Here is a 17,996-nt window from a genome sequence, read left to right as displayed (position 1 = left end):
GATTAACCCCCTTCGCCCCGGGCTTTTTGCACAGCGTCCAAAGCAATTTTGTGCTGCACCGTATAGAACTTCAAAGAGTCTTTGGCCTCTCCATAAGAGGTCTGCATCGCTTTAATTGCCTTGGTACTGTCAGTCATTTCCTTCTTGTTCCAGCTTTCCGGCTTGAACTGTTTGAAGTTGGTAATGACGTCTTTTTGCAGCTTCACCATGGCGCCGCCAACGGATTTCCCATGAGCGGCGATATTCTGCTTTTTGGCGATCGACATAATTTGCTTTTGGGCCGTCGCCTCCAACACCATTTGATCCACGCCTTCTTTGCCGCTCTTTGATTTGAAATCTGCGGTGACGGCTTCCAGAAGTTTCACGCCGTTATCAACGTCTTTGACCACTTTCTTGCAGGCCTCTTCGATCTTCTTCGCACGAACGGCGACGGCGACAATCTCTTTGAGGAACAGCTTGCGGTTGCCCTCCTGATCCTCCTTCATCTTCGCCATTATCTTGTCCGACTTTTCGTTTTGCTGTCGGATCTTCTCATCCTGCGCCGCCCGGGCGGCTTTGATCTTTACGGCGTTCTGGGCAAGCTTTGTGGCATTCGCCTCAAGCTTTTTAATGACATCCCGGTATTCTTTGCAGAGCATCTCGCTGTGCTTTTGGGCCTTGCCGCATTTGCCTCCGGCTTTCAGCATAGCATTCGACAAAAAGCTAAAACCCTGAACGATATTTCCCATTTGGTCCAAGTCCGCCTTTGCAGGATCGCCAGACGGTGGCAAGCCCCAGGCCTCTAGCTGATCCAAATATTTGGCCACGCCGCTGCCCTTACATGCGCGAGAACGATGCTCGCGCCAGAACTTGGTGCGAAATCCTTTTTTTGGAATGTCTGCTAAAACAGATTTAATGTTTTTATCATTTAGAGTCGTAGCCAAAGCACTTTTCCTTCCCAAACTAGTGTCGAACTTTAATTTAAACCCAAATTCAGTCGAAGCTTGCGAAGAAACCTTGGCCAAATCAACTCTATTCGCGGTGGTAGGGTGCTCCGGACAATATAGACGCCGCCCGATACAGTTGTTCGGTCAGCATCACCCGGGCCAGCATGTGGGGCCAGACCATCTTGCCGAAGGACAAGCTATCATCGGCTTTGGCGCGCAGTTCCGGATCAATCCCGTCGGCGCCCCCGATCACAAAGGCCACGTCGCTGCGGCCGGTGTCGCGCCAGCGGGCCATAAGCTTGGCAAAGTCGGGCGAGCTCATTAATTTGCCGCGTTCATCCAGCGTGCAGATCAGCGCACCGTTCGGGATGGCGCGCTCTAACAGAGAGGCCTCGGCACCCATGCCGCCCCCCTTGCGATCTTCCACTTCGGTGATTTTCAGCGGACCCAGTCCCAACCCACGCCCGGTTCGGTCGAACCGGGTCTGGTAGTCGTCGATCAGCGTGCGTTCCGGGCCCGCCCGAAGGCGGCCCACCGCACAGATTGTTACGCGCATCAGGCCTCGGCCGGTTTGGCCCCTGCCGGAAGCCACATCTTTTCGAGCTGATAGAACTCTCGCACCTCGGGGCGGAAGACATGGACGATCACATCGCCCGTGTCGATCAGAACCCAGTCACCCTGATCCTTGCCTTCGACCTTGGAGTTCCGGTTGAAGCTTTCCTTGACCTTCTGGGTCAGCTTCTCGGACAACGCGGCCACCTGGCGCGACGAACGACCCGAACAGATCACCATGTAATCGGCCATGGCGGTCTTTCCGCGCAGGTCGATCGAGATGATATCCTCGGCTTTTTCGTCGGTAAGGGTAGAGGTAATCAGTTCCAACAGCGCTTCGGCTGTGGTGGCTTGGGAAAGCTCAGTCATCGGCAATCCCGCTGCGGGTGTAGCATGCACCGCATCTGCATGTTGAGACAGGACATGGTCCTCCTACGTGACGCGCCGACCAATCCCCGGCGCTGGGATGTGTTAAAGGTAACGCGTGACATACAACTTTTCAATGAAACCACAAGTAAACGCGTACAAGTGTTGCAACAGATCTATGTTTGCGATCCAGTTTCCAGCCTTGAACCGTCCAGAAGTTTGACTTCTCGCTGCGGGAACGGGATCGAAATGTTGTGTTCTTTGAACGTGTCCCAAAGCGCCAAATAGACCTGCCCGCGGATATTGGTCAGGCCCGAGGACGGGTCCTCAATCCAGAAGCGCAGGACAAAATCGACGGAACTGTCGCCAAAGCCGGTGACGTGGCACACCGGGGCGCGGTCGCCAAGCACCCGATCAACCGAAAGCGCAGCATCCACCGCCAGTTGGCGCACCAGATGCGGATCATCGCCATAGCTTGTCCCGAACGGGATATCGAGCCGGACAAACTCGTCTGAATGGGACCAGTTGACCACTTGGCCGGTGATCAGATCTTCGTTGGGGATCAGGTATTCCCGCCCGTCCCGCGTCACCACAGAGACATAGCGTGCGCCAAGGGAATTGATCCAGCCGAAGGTGTCGCCAAGGCTGATGACATCGCCGGGCTTGATCGACTTGTCCAGCAGGATGATGACGCCCGACACAAGGTTCGACACAACTTTTTGCAGGCCAAAACCAAGGCCGACACCAATCGCGCCCGATAGAACGGCAAGCCCGGTCAGGTCGATGCCGATGACCTTCAACCCGATAAAGAACGCGGCGCCATAGAAGATAATTTGGGCGAATTTGACGCCCAGAACCTGCATGGACGGCGAAATCTCGGGATTCTTCTTGATCCGAGTTGTGGTGGATGACGACAGGAACCGGGCGATAGCCAGCAGAACACCCAGAATGAAAATGGCCTGCAGGATCAGAAGCAGCGAGATGCGGGTCTCGCCAAGCGTCAGCGCAATCGCGTCCAGAAGCCCCTCTGTTTCTTCGGTGATGTCGAGAATGCGCAGGGTGATCCAGAACCAAGCACCGTATTTGATCAGGCTGCGCAGCAAGGTGTTGGCAACCAGACGCGACGCTAGTGCAACGATCAGCCATGCCAGCGCAAGGTTGCCGATGACCGACAAAAGATAGCTGCGGCTGGGCCATGTGACCTCTCTCATCACAAGGATCGCGACCCAGATCAGCACGATGAACATGATGGAGCGAACACGTTTGTGCAGGGTCAGGCCAAGCTTGATCCGCCATAGCGGCCAGCCTTCGCGGGTGCGCAGCCATTCGCGGAAACGGTTGCCGATGGGCTTGGCCAGAATGGTTGCGAGAATGAACAGCCCAAGCGCGATTGCCAGTTGATAGGCATTCCACGGGCGCAGCGCATTTTCCGCTGCCGTGGCAGCGATTTCGGCCAAGCGCTGACCAAAGGCCAGGGCCTCTTGCGCGTTGTCCGTCAGGGCCGCGCTGCTGTCTGGGGTTTCCTGCTCCATGCCGGTCCTTGTTTTTCTGGCAGTTTGCCGCCCCTGCGGACCTCAATCAACCCTCTAACTCTTGATAGAGAAAGGGTGAACGTGTATCTGCACGGCGATGACTCGGATTTTTGACATGGACGACCGCGCGCGCCTGCCTTGGCGGTTCTTCGGCGCAACGCTGACCATTTTGGCGTGCCTATAAGGCCGGCGCCCCATCCGACGTACCAAAATTTCTGACAATCCACGGGAGAGGACCAATGACCGCCCCGAAGACAATTTACGATAAAATCTGGGATGCTCACGTAGCCCACGAAGCCGAAGACGGCACCTGCCTGCTGTATATCGACCGTCACCTTGTGCACGAAGTGACCAGCCCGCAGGCGTTTGAAGGCCTGCGCATGGCCGGCCGCACCGTTCGTGCGCCGGAAAAGACCATTGCTGTGCCGGACCACAACGTTCCGACCACCGCAGGTCGCGAAAACCCCGAGGCGATGACCGAAGACAGCCGCATTCAGGTGGCTGCTCTGGACAGCAACGCCAAGGAATTCGGCATCCATTACTACCCGGTGACCGATATCCGTCAGGGCATCGTGCACATCGTTGGTCCCGAACAGGGTTGGACCCTGCCGGGCATGACCGTTGTTTGCGGCGACAGCCACACCGCGACCCACGGCGCCTTTGGCGCGCTGGCGCACGGCATCGGTACTTCGGAAGTTGAACACGTTCTGGCCACCCAGACGCTGGTTCAGAAGAAGTCCAAGAACATGAAGGTGGAAATCACCGGCAAGCTGAAGCCGGGCGTGACCGCCAAGGACATCACTCTGGCCGTGATCGGCGAGACCGGCACCGGCGGCGGTACTGGCTATGTCATCGAATACTGCGGTGAAGCGATCCGCGATCTGTCGATGGAAGGCCGTATGACCGTCTGTAACATGGCCATCGAAGGCGGAGCCCGCGCTGGCCTGATCGCCCCGGACGAGACCACCTTTGAATATGTCAAAGGCCGCCCGCACGCGCCCAAAGGCGCCGAGTGGGAAGCCGCGCTGGCCTATTGGAAGACCCTGTTCACCGACGAAGGTGCGCATTTCGACAAGGTCGTCACCCTGAAAGGTGAAGAGATCGAGCCCGTCGTCACTTGGGGTACCTCACCCGAGGACGTACTGCCGATCTCTGGCGTTGTTCCGGCACCGGAAGATTTCACCGGCGGTAAGATCGAAGCGGCCCGCCGCTCGATCGAGTACATGGGCCTGAAGCCCGGTCAGAAACTGTCCGAGATCGAGATCGACACCGTCTTCATCGGTTCGTGCACCAACGGTCGGATCGAAGACCTGCGTGCTGCGGCTGAGATCCTGAAAGGCAAGAAGATCAAAGACGGTCTGCGTGCCATGGTCGTGCCGGGCTCTGGTCTGGTTCGTGCCCAAGCCGAAGAAGAGGGTCTTGCCGACATCTTCAAGGAAGCCGGTTTTGAATGGCGTCTGGCGGGTTGTTCCATGTGCCTTGCCATGAACCCCGACCAGCTGGGTGAGGAAGAGCGCTGTGCCTCGACCTCGAACCGTAACTTCGAAGGTCGTCAGGGCTTCAAAGGCCGCACCCACCTGGTGTCGCCCGCCATGGCCGCCGCTGCAGCGATCACCGGTCACCTGACCGATGTTCGTGAGATGATGTAAGGAGCCGATCAGATGGAAAAGTTCAAAACAGTCACTGGCGTCGCGGCCCCCATGCCGCTGGTCAACATCGACACCGACATGATCATCCCCAAGCGGTTCCTGAAATCGATCAAGCGCACCGGCTTTGGTGTCAGCCTGTTCGACGAGATGCGCTATAACCGCGACGGCACCGAAATCGAAGATTTCGTGCTGAACAAGCCGGCTTATCGCAACGCGGAAATCCTGATCGCGGGCGATAACTTTGGCTGCGGCTCGTCGCGTGAGCACGCGCCTTGGGCGATTGCGGATTTCGGTATCAAGTCGATCGTCTCGACCAGCTTTGCCGACATCTTCTACAACAACTGCTTCAAGAACGGCATTCTGCCGATCATCCTGCCGCAAGAGCAGGTAGATGTGTTGATGAAAGACGCGGAAAAAGGCGAAAACGCCCGCCAAACCGTGGATCTGGAAGCCCAGACCATCACCACCTCTGACGGCGAGGTCTTCTCGTTCGAAGTTGACCCGTTCCGCAAGCACTGCCTGCTGGAAGGTCTGGACGATATCGGCCTGTCACTTGAGAAAGTGGATTCGATCGAAGCGTTCGAAACCAAAGCCAACGCCGAGCGTCCCTGGGTCTGATCTTGGACAAGTTGTAGGATAATATTTTCCCGGGCGCGTGGACAATACCTGCCCGGGAACGCAAAAAGGTGACGGTTTTAAGCCTTTTTGACCCTAGGTAACAATTTCCATTCTTTTTCATAAGTTCTAAGTTAACCTCTCCCCGAAGAGTAGATTCTTTTAGGGCGAGTTGTAAGGTGCGTATATCTCCCTGCGGCAAGTGTAAGCCGCGCAATATGAACCGACGACGGAACAAAGAATGAAGCGGATATTCGGGGCACTTCTTAGAGCAGCAGTTGTTGTTCTGATGGTGGCATTGCCGACATTACTGCTGCCGCAGACTTCTACCGAAGCCGCGCAGGTGATTGCCTTGGTTGCAATCTTTGCCGCCGCGCTGACCTTCACCGAATATAACGCCACCTACCCCGGTATCATCGAATTTCGCGACGCCCCGCCGTTTAATCGCATTCGTTTCCTCTCAATGATGGTGACCGTGACGTTGCTGTCGCTGATCTTTCGCAACCTGACCGACCCGACGCCGCTGACGCAGCTGGTTGCGATCGTTGGTGATGTCATTGGTCGCGTCATCGATATTCCTTATAGCCCTGTGCATCTGGTCGTGGGGCTTCTGCCCGAAGATTCCAGCGAAGGGGGCCGCATCCTGTTGCGCGCGGCTGCGGGCATTGCATATCTCATTTCGATCGTGTCGCTTGCGCTGTTCCTTCTGATCATGCGCTACCTGAACTGGCCGATCAAAAACGGGTCGTTCAATGTCTGGGTGAACCTACCCACGTTCGATCCGACAGCGGGTGGCGACGTTGCCGACCGGCTAAGCCGCGACGCGCGGTTCAATGTCGCCCTTGGGTTCCTGCTGCCCTTCCTGATCCCTATTGCCATGCGACTTACGGTCGATGTGTTTGACCCTGTTCGCATGCACAACCCGCAGACCCTGCTTTGGATCCTCACCGCCTGGACAGTTTTGCCCACCAGCCTGTTCATGCGTGGGATCGCCATTGGTCGCATTGCGCAGATGATCCGCGAGCAGCGCCGCAACACGCGGGCCATGGCGGAAAAAGACGGCACGCTTCTGGCGGTTTAGCCCCACACACCCCCTGTTCTGACAAACTGACCCCTGCCTGACTTGACCCTCTGGCCCGCAGGGAATAAGCCCATTGCGACTGTTAAAAACAAGGACGTGGCACCCATGACGAACCCTTCGCTTCTTATCCTTGCCGGCGACGGCATCGGCCCCGAAGTCATGACCGAGGTCCGCAAGATCATCGACTGGTTCGGTGCCAAGCGCGACATCACCTTTGACGTCAGCGAAGACCTTGTTGGCGGCGCGGCCTATGACGTGCACGGCACCCCGCTGCACGACGACACCATGGCCAAAGCGCAGGAAGTCGACGCAGTTCTTCTGGGCGCTGTTGGCGGCCCACAATACGACGATCTGGATTTCAGCGTAAAGCCCGAGCGTGGCCTGCTGCGCCTGCGCAAGGAAATGGACCTGTATTCCAACCTGCGCCCTGCTCAGTGCTTTGACGCGCTGGCCGACTTCTCGTCGCTGAAAACCGACATCGTGTCCGGTCTGGACATCATGATCGTGCGCGAGCTGACCTCGGGCGTCTACTTCGGCGAGCCGCGCGGCATTTTCGAAGAAGGCAACGAGCGCGTTGGCATCAACACGCAGCGCTACACCGAGTCCGAAATCGAACGTGGTGCACGCTCTGCCTTTGAACTGGCCATGCGTCGCAACAAGAAACTGTGCTCGATGGAAAAGGCCAACGTGATGGAGTCGGGCATCCTATGGCGCGAAGTCGTCACCGAGGTGTCCAAGGACTACCCCGAGGTGGAACTGTCGCACATGTATGCTGACAACGGCGCGATGCAGCTGGTCCGTGCGCCCAAGCAGTTCGACGTCATCTACACCGACAACCTGTTCGGTGACATCCTGTCCGACTGTGCCGCGATGCTGACCGGCTCGCTAGGCATGCTGCCGTCGGCCTCTCTGGGTGCACCGATGGCCAATGGCCGTCCGAAAGCCATGTACGAACCGGTTCACGGTTCTGCCCCGGACATCGCGGGTCAGGGCAAAGCCAACCCCACCGCCTGTATCCTTAGCTTCGCTATGGCGCTACGCTACAGCTTCGATCTGGGCGAAGAGGCCGACCGTCTCGAAGCCGCGATCGAGAAAGTGCTGGCCGATGGTGTCCGCACTGCCGACCTGCTGCAAGCCGATGGCGAAGTGCCGGTCTCGACCAGCGAAATGGGCGACGCAATCGTCGCCGCACTGGACGCCAGCCTGTAAGGACTACAACTGCTAGAATTAGAAACGCCCGGCCATCGCGCCGGGCGTTTTTTGTTTAAATCGCTGCGTCTAAAGTCTGCTAGGCCGGCCGAAACGGGCGTTCGGTAATTACAGGCCTCTTTCGACAACCAAACTCTGGTAAGTTGTCTTGTAGGAGATACATTTGGGGGGCGCTGTGAGCATTGTTATCCTAGCCGGTTTTGTTACAGGCTTGAGCCTGACTTTGGTTTTGAATTGGATTGCTGGGAAGCTTCCCATATTCAGGTGGATAAACCCCTATCGCGCAGGATACTTAGCCACATTTCTTTCGGGAATTCCATTTTTTGTATTAGTGGGGTTCATTTGCGGCTCAAGCTGCGCTGAGTTTGGTATTGGCTTGTATGTCGTTTTGATTGGTACCGTTGCCGGTTTTGGTGGTGCCTCCGCTGGTGTGATGATAGCATTGTACCGAGCGCGGAAATAGCGGTCTTTGCCGCAGGGCCTGAAAGAAACGACCTCTTAGGGCAGTGATCCGCCCTCCTAAAATTTGGTCTTCATAAAAATCCGCTCTGGCAGGTGGGTAATCACCCCCATCACGGCGCGCCATTTGATGTCGTAGTAGACTTGGCTTTTCCGCTTCAGCGCTTTCATGACCTTCTTGGCAAAGGCCTCTGGCTCGTCCGTCAACGGGCCCAGCAAATCCATATCCGCCGTGGCCGAGGTGCGTACAAAACCCGGTTTGACGGTCATGATATGCAGCTGGCTATCCACATATTTCTGGCGCATCCCCGATAGCCATGTCGCAAACCCCGCCTTGGCCGCACCGTAAACATAGTTTTTGGCCCGTCCGCGGTCCCCGGCGACCGATCCGATGCCGATGATCGCTGTCGGACGTTTCAGCTCTGCCAGACGACCGGCGCACAGCTCCAGCATCAGGCAGGGCGCGGTGAAGTTGGTGTCGATCACCTTGCGTGCGGCATCGGGGTTGATGGCGCTCTCGTCCTGATCGCCCATGAAGCCGACGACGCTGACGACTACGGCGGGCACCTCGGGCAGGTTGCCCAGAAACGCGGCGTGGCCGTCGACATCCAGAATGTCGAAGTCATGGGCAGTCACCTTGGCCTGAAAACGGACCTCTAGGTCGGTCATGTCCTCGGACAGGGTGTCGGCATTCCGGGCGGCCAGCATCAGCGGGTGGCCCTCTTTGGCAAACTCATGCGCCAGCGCGCGGGCCATGTCGGACCGGGCACCAAGGATCAGGACGGGGCTATCAGCTGGGATCACAGGTTCAACCTTCTCGATTGCAGGGATTGGAACGCGTCATAGGCGCCGGTCTGGCGGCGCAGGGCGCGGAATTGGGTCAGGGCGTCGCCATAAGACGCCTCGAACGTGGCTTGGGTCATGCGGCTGTCCTTGGCAAGGTACAGGCGGCCGCCATGCGCGATGGTGATTTCGTCTAGCAGGTCCATCAGGGTCAGCGCCTGTGGGGTCAGCGGGAAGTCCAGCGCCAGCGTGTAGCCTTCGATCGGGAAGGACAGGGGGCGGTTGGGCGCGCCGGGGCCAAGCCGTTTCAGCACGGCAAGGAAAGAGCCCAGCCCCGCCTTGGAAATCGCATCCAGCTGTTCCAGCAATGCCTCTTTCGCGGATGCCAGCGGCAGCGCGCATTGGTACTGCGCGAACCCGCGTTTTCCATACAGCCGGTTCCACTGGTGAATCGCATCCAGCGGATAGAAATAACGGTCATAGTCCACCAGCTCGACCGGCGGAGCCTTGGTGCCTTTGCGGTAATACAGATAGTTGAACGCCTTCAGGCTGAACCGGTTCAACGCCCAATTTGGCGCGTCGATCGGCATGGATTTCGGCTTGGGCGCAGGATAGTCGAACGGCTTCGATCGCTGCTCTGCCGGTAGCTGCGCGACCGAGGCATGTTCGCCCAGATAAATCAGCGACCGTCCCCGGGCATCGCCCTTGGCCAGACAATCCAGCCACGCGACGGAATAGGTGGCGTCCTGATGGTCCTCGAACAGCTGCATCGCCTGTTCAAGGTTGGCCGCTGGCAGGGTTTTCTGCTGAATCCACGCGGTTTCGATCCGGCGCAGTTTGATCGAAACGGTCAGGATGTGCCCGGTCAGCCCCATCCCACCGATGGTGGCGTTGAACAGGTGCACGCTGTCTTTGGGCGAACAGCGCTTTATCTGACCATCGGCCTGCATCAGGTCGAACCAGTTCACGTGATCGCCGAAAGACCCCTCTGCATGGTGGTTCTTGCCATGGGCGTCGACGGCAAGGACACCCGCGATGGTGGCGAATTTCGTGCCCGGGGTTACGGGCAGGAACCAGCCACGCGGAACAAAGGCCTCTAGCACCTCTGACAACTTGGCACCGGCTTGCAGAACAAGGTCTCCGGCCTCGGGATCAAAGCTGATAAAGCGGTTTCGCAAGGGTCCCAGAAAGGTCATGTCGGGGTTCATCGCCGCATCGCCATAAGACCGCCCGGCCCCGCGCGTGATGGTCGAATGGTTGAACCGGTCCGGCGTGTCGGTCGCCGGATCAAAATCGTCCACGACACAGTCGCGTTTGGGCCAGCGGCCCCAACCAGAAAGCGTCTCTACCCGGCTCATGCGACCCCCTTGGCCAAGGCGCTGTCAGTGAAGACATAGCGCTTGTCCAGCTGGTACTTGGTGACATAGCCGATGGCGAGACCGATGATGGCGCCCAGCTCTCGCATCGGGTCGGTCTGCCATATGGCCCAGAAGCCATATTCCATCCCCCAGAAGATCGCCGTCGTGGCGACGCCCATCAGGGTATAAAGGCCAAACTGTTTGCCGTGGGTTGCTGCCCCGCCGCGCAGGTCGGCAAAAATGAAGTACTTATCCAGCAGGTATTTCACCACCAGTCCGACGCCTGTGCCAAAGAAGATCGCAACCGCCAGCGCGAAAGCACCATCGTAAGTGGCAAGGCTAATGCGCTGCGTCCCAAGGTTCATCACCGTGGCCACCATTGCGAAGACAGAGTAGCGCAGGACCAGTTGTCCAAGGCTCATACCACGGCCCCCAGAACGAACAGAAGCGCTGACGAGGCGAAGATGATCAGGCTGACCCGGTCTTTGACAGCAAACAGGATCGGGTCGTCGTCCATTTTTCCGCGCCAGCTGATCATGATGGCGCGGCTGATCCAATACAGAAGTAGCGGACAGACCAGCCACAACAGGCCGGGGGTTTCATAAAGACCCATGACCTGAGCGTTCGAGATGTAAAGCGCTAGAACCAGGACCGAGCAGTAACCAGACGCCAGCGCCGCGCCCAGAACAACAGGCAGGTCGTCCACGTGATAGGCACGGCCATCGGTTTCAACCAGTCCGCGTTTCTTAAGGTCGGCCAGTTCAGACTGTCGTTTGACGGCTGCCAAAGACAGGAACAGGAACATTGAGAAGGCCAATAGCCAACCCGACAACAACAGGCCCGCAGCAACCGCCCCGGCGACGATCCGCAGGGTGTAAAGCGCAGCCAGCGCCCAGATATCCACCATCAGCCGCCGCTTCAGAACCAGTGAATAAAGCGTGGTCAGAACGACATAGCCCAGCATCACAAGGAAGAAGAGCGGATCAAGGATTAGGGCCGTTATCGCAGCGACGGACAACAGCCCGATCGCGACCAAGGCCCCCTCGGCCACCGGGATCGTACCAGCTGCGAAGGGGCGTTTGCACTTGCGCGGATGGCGGCGGTCCACATCCAAATCCAGCATGTCGTTGATCAGGTAGATCGACGAGGCCGTCAGGCAGAAGACGAAAAAGGCCAGCAGTGACGGCCCAAACGCACCCAGCTCATGCCCGGCCAGCGCCGGGACAAAGACCAAAAGGTTCTTCAGCCATTGATGCGGGCGCAGCGCCTTCAGGTGCACCCGGGCCCGTTCGGCCTTTGGCATGGGCGGAGAGATATGGATCGCCTCGGCCTCTAGCCCCTCTACCGCGCTGCGCAGCTTGCCGTCGGCACCTACGGTGATCGCGCGCCGGGCTTTCGCCCAGACGGCCATATCCACCGAATTGTCACCGACATAGTCAAACCCACCTGCGCCAAAGGTCTCTACCAGGAAATCGGCCTTTGCCTGCCCTGACAGGTTCCGCAACCGGTCAGAGCCCATGGCACTGTCAAACAGTCCGAGGTGATCGGCAACCGCCTCGACCTGTCGATGGTCAGAGGCCGAGACCAGATGAACCTCTCGTCCCTCGTTCTTGGCGGTTTGGATCAGGGCCAGAACGTCCTTGTTCAGGGGCAGTGTGTCGGGCTGGGTCATGACCTCGGACGCCAGCCGGTCCTTGAACTGCGCTTTGCCCTGCTTCAGCCAGCGCACCAGATCAAACAGCCGCATCGGGTGTTCGGCGGCAAAGCCAAGCATCGCCTCATGCAACGTGTCGGTGCGCGCCAGCGTCCCGTCCAGATCAACGATCAGTGGCGGCTGGCCCGAGGCAGGCTGTGTGGCGATTTGCGCGTCAGACGACAAAAGCGTCCCCTTGTTCATTCCGTCACCTGAATTGGTGCATGATTTCAGCCTAGGCCGCAATCAAGGAAAGCCTATGACGCAAAGCTGCTGAAAACATGGGGAAATTGGATCACGCCTTGGGCGCGCGTTTACGGGCAATGACGTAAACAGGCTGATAGGTCAGCGTGACACCGTGATCGGTGCTGTATTCAGCGATATATCGGGCCTCAAAGTCACGCAGCCGGGACTTGGTCCATTGCGCCCCCACGGCCCCATTCACCCCGGTTTGACGCAGGTGCATCAGAACCGAATGGGGCGAGCTTAGCTGCAAGACATGCGATTCCATCTGAACCGTAACGGGCTGCAACCCGTCTGGCAGGATCCCCTTCCACGCATTCGGGTCGCGGAAACTGTCGTTGAACTTGGTCAGGCCAAGGCTTTGCAGTTCGGTGAAATGGCCGGGACCAAAGCCGCTTAGCAGCAACCAGCCGCCGGGCGCGAGGGCCTCGGACAGTTTTTGCAGCAGGCTTTGCTGGTCTTCGATCCACTGCACGGTCGCGGCAGAGGCGATCAGGTCCAGCGAAGCGGGCAAGGCCAGCTCTTCGATCGGACCGGGCAAAGCCGTTGTCTTATCTGTCAGGCTGTCTTGGGTGCGCTCGACCGCTTCGGGTAGAAGGTCGTTCAGGGTCAGCTCGCCGATCTCGAACCGCGACAGCAAAGCACGGGTCAGAAACCCGGTGCCGCAGCCGAACTCCAACGCCTGGGCAAACCGGGTCTGGGTCGAGACCAGCGCAAAGAGGTCCAGCAGGCGGGAGGTCCCGTCCTTCTGGACTTGCGCCGCGCGACCATAACTGGCCAGCCCGCGGCGGAAACTTTGCGCAACACGATCCTGATTCATAGCCGCCCTTCAAACAGATCGCGCCAGGTTTGAAAACCAGAGAAGGCCACATGCGGTGCGTCCAGATGAACCATGTTATGGCCATCCCACGCGCGGGTCAGGTTCGCTTTGGGCCAAATCCGGTCCTTGTCGGCGATCAGGACATGATCAAAAGGCGTCACAGGCGCAGGCCCACGGTCTGCAATGGCGGCCAGTTCGGCCTGTCGTGCAGGGATATCGACCGTTTGTGGTTCGACATTGTGTCCGTGGCAAAGCGCAAGGAAACCCTGATAACTGTCTTCAGTCAGACCGTCCTGCGTCGCCTGATAGACCTGCGCAGGAATGCCCAGACGGCGGTCCACTGGGGTCAAGCAGCCGCAAGCCGCTACTGTCCGATCAAACCTGCGCCCTTGTGCCCAATGACCAAAGCTTGCCACGCCAAGCGAATAGGCCAAAAGCCAGCGCTGGGCATAACCGCCAAGGTCTGGCAGGTCGTGGTTCAGATCGCGGTAATCTTCGACGAACAACACATCTTCTGGCCCCTCCAGATGCGCGAAGGGCGCCCAGCCCACGGCCCAGCCACCAAAGACGATCACGACCGTCTTGGTCCCTTCGGTCCGGCGTATCCAGCGGTGGTTCATGTGTCGTTCACCCTTGTCAGCGGTGGCTTCTACAGGACCTTGGCCAACTGCACCATGGCATGGGTAATCTTCGACAGATCCTCGGGCGAGGTCACGAAGGGCGGCATGCAATAGATGTTCCGCCCGAAGGGCCGCAGCCAGACACCCAGCTCTTTGCTGATCGGATGAGCTTGATCGGCGCTGACAATGTGGTCCATCTCGATCACGCCAATTGCGCCAAGGGTCCGAACCTCGGCCACGCCGGGCAGGTCCTTTGCAGGTGCCAGCTCGCTGCGCATCTGCATCTCGATATCATAGACCCGTTTACGCCACTTCCCGTCTTGCAGCAGCGATAAAGAGGCGCTTGCCGCTGCGCAGGCCAGCGGGTTCCCCATAAAGGTGGGCCCATGCATGAAAACGCCCGGTTCGCCGTTGCCGATGCCGTCGGTCACGCGGTCGTTGGCCATTGTCACGGCGAAGGACATGGTGCCGCCCGTCACGGCCTTGCCCAGACACAGGATGTCGGGTTGGATTGCCGTGTGACCGGTGGCAAACAGCATGGCGCTGCGGCCAAAGCCGGTGGCGATCTCGTCAAAGATCAACAGAACCCCGGCCTCATCACACAAGCGGCGCGCTTGGTTGAGGTATTCGGGGTGGTAGAAATACATGCCACCCGCGCCTTGAACGATGGGCTCAAGGATCAGGGCAGCGATTGTTTTCTGGGTCTCAAGCACGCGGGCCAATTCAGCCAGCCCGTTCTTGGCGGGGTCTACCTCCCACGGTTCACCGAATTTCACCGACGGGGTCGGGACGAAGAACTGCGGACTTAACGCTCCTTGGAACAGGTGGTGCATGCCGGTGACCGGGTCGCAGACGCTCATCGCTTTCCACGTATCACCGTGATAGCCCGAGCGGATCGTGGCGAACTGGGTCCGTTCCGGATGACCGGTCGAGAACTGGTACTGCACCGCCATTTTCATAGCGACCTCGACCGAGACAGACCCGCTGTCGCAATAGAAGATGCGGGTCAGATCTGACGGGGTCATGTCCAGCAACTGCTGACCAAGCCGCGCTGCCGGTTCGTGAGTCAGACCGCCGAACATGACATGCGGCAGGGTTTCCAACTGGTCTTTGACCGCCTTTTCGATCACCGGGTGGCGATAGCCGTGGATCGTCGACCACCAGGACGACATGCCGTCGATCATCTGGGTCCCGTCATCCAATGTCAGGCGCACGCCCTCGGCGCTGCGCACCAGATGGGTGGGCCCGGGTTTGACGACATTTGTATAGGGGTGCCACAGGTGGGCGGCGTCGAATTCAGCCGGTGTCATATGTTGCCTCCGAAATCCGAAAGCTCGAAGTTTTCGGCAAAGGCAGCCTGCAGGGCCTCTGGCGTGAGGTCGTCCAGCATCGGCAGCCGGCCAAGGCGTCTGGTGTGGCCCATCTGCGCAATGGTCTCTTCGACCTCGGGCTCGGGCTCGCCGATAAAGGCAACGCCCAGCACATCGCAGCCGACATTTCGCAGCGCCTGCAGCGACAGCAAGGAGTGGTTAATCGTACCAAGCGCGGTCCGGGCACACAGCACCACCGGCAGGCCCCATCCCGCCATCACATCCAGATACAACACGCGACGGTTCAGCGGCACCATCAGCCCGCCCGCGCCTTCAATCACAAGCGAGCCGTCGACCTGAGGCATCAGCAGTGAGATCGGCGAGATCTCGACCCCTTCGGCCTCGGCCGCAAGATGGGGCGAGGCGGGCATTTTCAGGCGATAGGCTTCGGGAAGCGCAGGTTGCCCGGACAGACGCGCGACAAGCTCGCTGTCGGTTTCTTCTACCAGACCCGCCTGAACGGGCTTCCAGTACGAGGCCTTCAACGCCCCGGTCAGCGCCGCAGAGAAGATGGTTTTCCCGATGCCGGTGTCGGTGCCGGTGACAACTATTCGGGTCATTTGGCCATCTCCTTCGCCAGAGTTTCGAACATTTCGGTGATCACCTCGGCGGGCGTGTTCAATGTGATCGGAATACGCAGTCGCGAGGTGCCCTTTGGTACCGTCGGCGGCCGGATCGCGCGGATATCATAGCCATGCGCCTGCATGCGGGCCGCAAGGTCCAGCGCGGGGCGGTCCTCGCCCACGATGACCGGCATGATCTGGCTGTCGAAGCCGGTCAGGCCAAGGCAGCGTTCGGCCTCGGCATGGGCGTGCGCGACCAAGGCTTGATGTGCTTTGGGCAGGGTGTCGCTTTGCGACAACTCTGCCAAAGCGGCCCGGACCAAGGCTGCGTTCAGCGGACTGGGGGCAGTGGCATAGATAAAGCTGCGGGCTTTGGCGATCAGCGTGTCGATCAACACGCGGTCTGCCGTGATCAGCGCGCCATGAACGCCCAATCCTTTGCCGCAGGTGTGAAGACCGACGATGTCGCCGGGCAAGCCGTGCGCCAGCCCTGCGCCGAAAGCGCCAGTGGCGTGGGCCTCGTCGACGACCAGAACGGCGTCGTGCTTCACAGCCAGCTCAGCCAGGGCTTTCAAGGGGGCGATATCGCCGTCCATGCTGTAGACGCTTTCGACAGCAATCCAGACGCGCCCACCCTGCCATGCTTCCAGCTTGGCAGCGGCATCCGAGACATCGTTATGCGCAAAGGCCTGCGTGTCGGCACGACCCAGTTTCATGCCCTCATGGGCGCTGGCGTGGACCCATTCGTCGAACAGAACCAGATCGCCCTGCATCGGTAGGGTGCTGAAGATCGCCGTATTGGCGACAAACCCACCCCCCATGAACAGGGCTGCTTCGGAGCTAAAGAACGCGGCGGCCTCTGCCTCTAGCAGTTCATGTTCTTCCGCATTGCCCCGCAAAAGACGCGACCCGCCAGATCCAACCGGAACCCCGCGCTGGATCGCGGCCATCGCCGCATTGCGCAACAAATCGGAATCTGCCAGCCCAAGATAGTCGTTAGAGGCAAAATCATACCCGCCCCGACCTGACAAAACCCGCAGTCTCCCGCGGGTTTTCAGGGCCTCAAGCGCCGAGGCGTGCCGGGCGAAGCCGCTCATTTGGTGCCGTGGCACCCCACGGCCATGGCCGACAGGCCCAGCTTGGCAAAGAGCTTGTTGTCTTTGTCTTCTTCCGGGTTGCCTGCGGTCAGCAGCTTTTCCCCGGTGAAGATAGAGTTCGCGCCAGCGAAGAAGCACATCGCCTGCATCTCGTCGCTCATGTCTTCGCGGCCTGCGGACAGGCGCACATGGGCGCGTGGCATCAGGATACGTGCCAGTGCGATGGTGCGAACGAATTCGATCGGGTCCAGCTTTTCGACATCGGCCAGCGGCGTGTCGGCCTGTGGCATCAGCATGTTGACCGGGACGCTGTCGGGATGCTCTTCCAGCGTGGCCAAGGTCAGCAGCATGTCGATCCGGTCCATCTGCTGTTCGCCCATGCCGACGATGCCGCCTGCGCAGACTTTGATACCGGCATCACGAACACGGGCAAGCGTGTCCAGACGTTCGGCAAAGGTGCGGGTGGTGATGATTTCAGAGTAATAACGCTCGGACGTGTCGATGTTGTGGTTGTAGTAATCCAGACCCGCGCCCTTCAGGCGGATGACCTGATTGTCATCCAGCATGCCAAGGGTCATGCAGGTCTCCATCCCCATCGCCTTGACGCCGGCAACCATGGCTTCCAGCTGTTCCATGTCGCGGTCCTTGGGCGAACGCCACGCCGCACCCATGCAATAGCGGGTCGCGCCGGATTCCTTGGCTTTGCGGGCCTCTGCCAGAACACGCTCTACCTCGATCAGCTTGGACGCCGAGAGTTTAGAGCCGTTGCGCGCCGACTGGCTGCAATAGGCACAGTCTTCGGCGCAGCCGCCGGTCTTGATCGAAATCAGCTCTGATTTCTGGATCTGGTTGGGGTCAAAATGTTCCCGATGCACCGTCTGGGCCTGAAACAGCAGGTCCATGAACGGTTGGTTGTAGATGGCTTCGGCTTCTTCCCGAGTCCAATCGGTACGCAGTTTGACATTGTCCAGCATGAGTGTCTCCGTCAGATATCCGCGGATATATAGCCTATTTTTCCGCAAGTGCGAGAGGATTTCTTGAACGAAGGTCGCAGGGCGAA

Annotated in this window: 19 protein-coding genes; 5 read left to right on the top strand and 14 right to left on the bottom strand. The window is 59.1% G+C overall.

The genetic code is table 11. The features are described 5' to 3' along the window. Positions 1-2: 2 nt before the first annotated feature. The 4 genes from CLM58_RS02145 to CLM58_RS02130 all read right to left on the bottom strand — a co-directional run bounded on the left by CLM58_RS02145 (position 3) and on the right by CLM58_RS02130 (position 3,376). A complete protein-coding gene (locus CLM58_RS02145) occupies positions 3-923 on the bottom strand; it encodes a hypothetical protein (RefSeq protein ID WP_143226499.1) in 921 nt (306 codons plus the stop codon). Between the two features lie 88 nt (positions 924-1,011). Next, entirely contained in the window at positions 1,012-1,482 is a 471-nt protein-coding gene (rlmH, locus tag CLM58_RS02140; protein ID WP_095594256.1) for a 23S rRNA (pseudouridine(1915)-N(3))-methyltransferase RlmH, read from the bottom strand. Then, complete coding sequence (gene rsfS, locus CLM58_RS02135) at positions 1,482-1,847, bottom strand: ribosome silencing factor (protein WP_095594255.1); 366 nt, start codon at positions 1,845-1,847, stop codon at positions 1,482-1,484. The genes rlmH and rsfS overlap by 1 nt, the downstream gene beginning before the upstream one ends. 173 nt (positions 1,848-2,020) lie before the next feature. Next, positions 2,021-3,376 carry a mechanosensitive ion channel family protein gene (locus CLM58_RS02130; protein ID WP_095594254.1) on the bottom strand — a complete coding sequence of 452 codons (1,356 nt, stop codon included), beginning with the start codon at positions 3,374-3,376 and terminating at the stop codon, positions 2,021-2,023. Positions 3,377-3,615: 239 nt separating this feature from the next. On the opposite strand from CLM58_RS02130, the gene leuC reads away from it, so the two are divergent. From leuC to CLM58_RS16975, 5 genes are all read left to right on the top strand, one after another. Then, positions 3,616-5,025, top strand: a complete 1,410-nt coding sequence (leuC, locus tag CLM58_RS02120; protein ID WP_095594252.1) for a 3-isopropylmalate dehydratase large subunit — start codon at positions 3,616-3,618, stop codon at positions 5,023-5,025. Positions 5,026-5,037: 12 nt separating this feature from the next. Next, complete coding sequence (leuD, locus tag CLM58_RS02115; RefSeq protein ID WP_095594251.1) at positions 5,038-5,643, top strand: 3-isopropylmalate dehydratase small subunit; 606 nt, start codon at positions 5,038-5,040, stop codon at positions 5,641-5,643. A 238-nt stretch (positions 5,644-5,881) separates the two neighbouring features. Further along, complete coding sequence (locus CLM58_RS02110) at positions 5,882-6,721, top strand: hypothetical protein (RefSeq protein ID WP_095594250.1); 840 nt, start codon at positions 5,882-5,884, stop codon at positions 6,719-6,721. Between the two features lie 105 nt (positions 6,722-6,826). Beyond that, positions 6,827-7,930, top strand: coding sequence for a 3-isopropylmalate dehydrogenase (leuB, locus tag CLM58_RS02105; RefSeq protein ID WP_095594249.1), 1,104 nt, complete (start codon positions 6,827-6,829; stop codon positions 7,928-7,930). A gap of 175 nt (positions 7,931-8,105) precedes the next feature. After that, positions 8,106-8,393 carry a hypothetical protein gene (locus CLM58_RS16975; RefSeq protein WP_143226498.1) on the top strand — a complete coding sequence of 96 codons (288 nt, stop codon included), beginning with the start codon at positions 8,106-8,108 and terminating at the stop codon, positions 8,391-8,393. A gap of 56 nt (positions 8,394-8,449) precedes the next feature. On the opposite strand, the gene CLM58_RS02100 is transcribed toward CLM58_RS16975, so the two are convergent. From CLM58_RS02100 to bioB, 10 genes are all read right to left on the bottom strand, one after another. After that, positions 8,450-9,193 (bottom strand): SDR family oxidoreductase, encoded by a 744-nt coding sequence (locus CLM58_RS02100; RefSeq protein WP_198950942.1) that lies wholly within the window; start codon positions 9,191-9,193, stop codon positions 8,450-8,452. Continuing rightward, positions 9,190-10,530: an FAD-binding oxidoreductase gene (locus CLM58_RS02095; protein ID WP_095594248.1), complete on the bottom strand. Its 1,341-nt coding sequence runs from the start codon at positions 10,528-10,530 to the stop codon at positions 9,190-9,192. Before CLM58_RS02095 ends, CLM58_RS02100 begins: the two co-directional genes overlap by 4 nt. Further along, positions 10,527-10,952, bottom strand: coding sequence for a GtrA family protein (locus tag CLM58_RS02090; protein WP_095594247.1), 426 nt, complete (start codon positions 10,950-10,952; stop codon positions 10,527-10,529). Before CLM58_RS02090 ends, CLM58_RS02095 begins: the two co-directional genes overlap by 4 nt. Beyond that, on the bottom strand, positions 10,949-12,427 hold the full coding sequence (locus tag CLM58_RS02085; protein ID WP_095594246.1) for a UbiA family prenyltransferase: 1,479 nt from the start codon (positions 12,425-12,427) through the stop codon (positions 10,949-10,951). The genes CLM58_RS02090 and CLM58_RS02085 overlap by 4 nt, the downstream gene beginning before the upstream one ends. Before the next feature lie 91 nt (positions 12,428-12,518). Then, on the bottom strand, positions 12,519-13,286 hold the full coding sequence (locus CLM58_RS02080; RefSeq protein WP_095594245.1) for a methyltransferase domain-containing protein: 768 nt from the start codon (positions 13,284-13,286) through the stop codon (positions 12,519-12,521). Then, positions 13,283-13,906, bottom strand: a complete 624-nt coding sequence (locus tag CLM58_RS02075) for a pimeloyl-ACP methyl esterase BioG family protein (RefSeq protein ID WP_095594244.1) — start codon at positions 13,904-13,906, stop codon at positions 13,283-13,285. The genes CLM58_RS02080 and CLM58_RS02075 overlap by 4 nt, the downstream gene beginning before the upstream one ends. A gap of 29 nt (positions 13,907-13,935) precedes the next feature. Then, complete coding sequence (gene bioA / locus CLM58_RS02070; protein WP_095594243.1) at positions 13,936-15,216, bottom strand: adenosylmethionine--8-amino-7-oxononanoate transaminase; 1,281 nt, start codon at positions 15,214-15,216, stop codon at positions 13,936-13,938. Then, positions 15,213-15,836, bottom strand: coding sequence for a dethiobiotin synthase (bioD, locus tag CLM58_RS02065; protein WP_095594242.1), 624 nt, complete (start codon positions 15,834-15,836; stop codon positions 15,213-15,215). The genes bioA and bioD overlap by 4 nt, the downstream gene beginning before the upstream one ends. Next, complete coding sequence (locus tag CLM58_RS02060; RefSeq protein ID WP_095594241.1) at positions 15,833-16,936, bottom strand: 8-amino-7-oxononanoate synthase; 1,104 nt, start codon at positions 16,934-16,936, stop codon at positions 15,833-15,835. The genes bioD and CLM58_RS02060 overlap by 4 nt, the downstream gene beginning before the upstream one ends. Beyond that, positions 16,933-17,910: a biotin synthase BioB gene (gene bioB / locus CLM58_RS02055; RefSeq protein WP_095594240.1), complete on the bottom strand. Its 978-nt coding sequence runs from the start codon at positions 17,908-17,910 to the stop codon at positions 16,933-16,935. The genes CLM58_RS02060 and bioB overlap by 4 nt, the downstream gene beginning before the upstream one ends. Positions 17,911-17,996 lie beyond the last annotated feature (86 nt).

This window comes from Actibacterium pelagium (genome assembly GCF_002285415.1).
In the GTDB taxonomy this organism is placed as follows: Bacteria; Pseudomonadota; Alphaproteobacteria; order Rhodobacterales; family Rhodobacteraceae; genus Actibacterium_B; species Actibacterium_B pelagium.
Note: the sequence above shows the minus strand (reverse complement) of the source record. Positions and strands in the feature narration are given on the sequence as shown.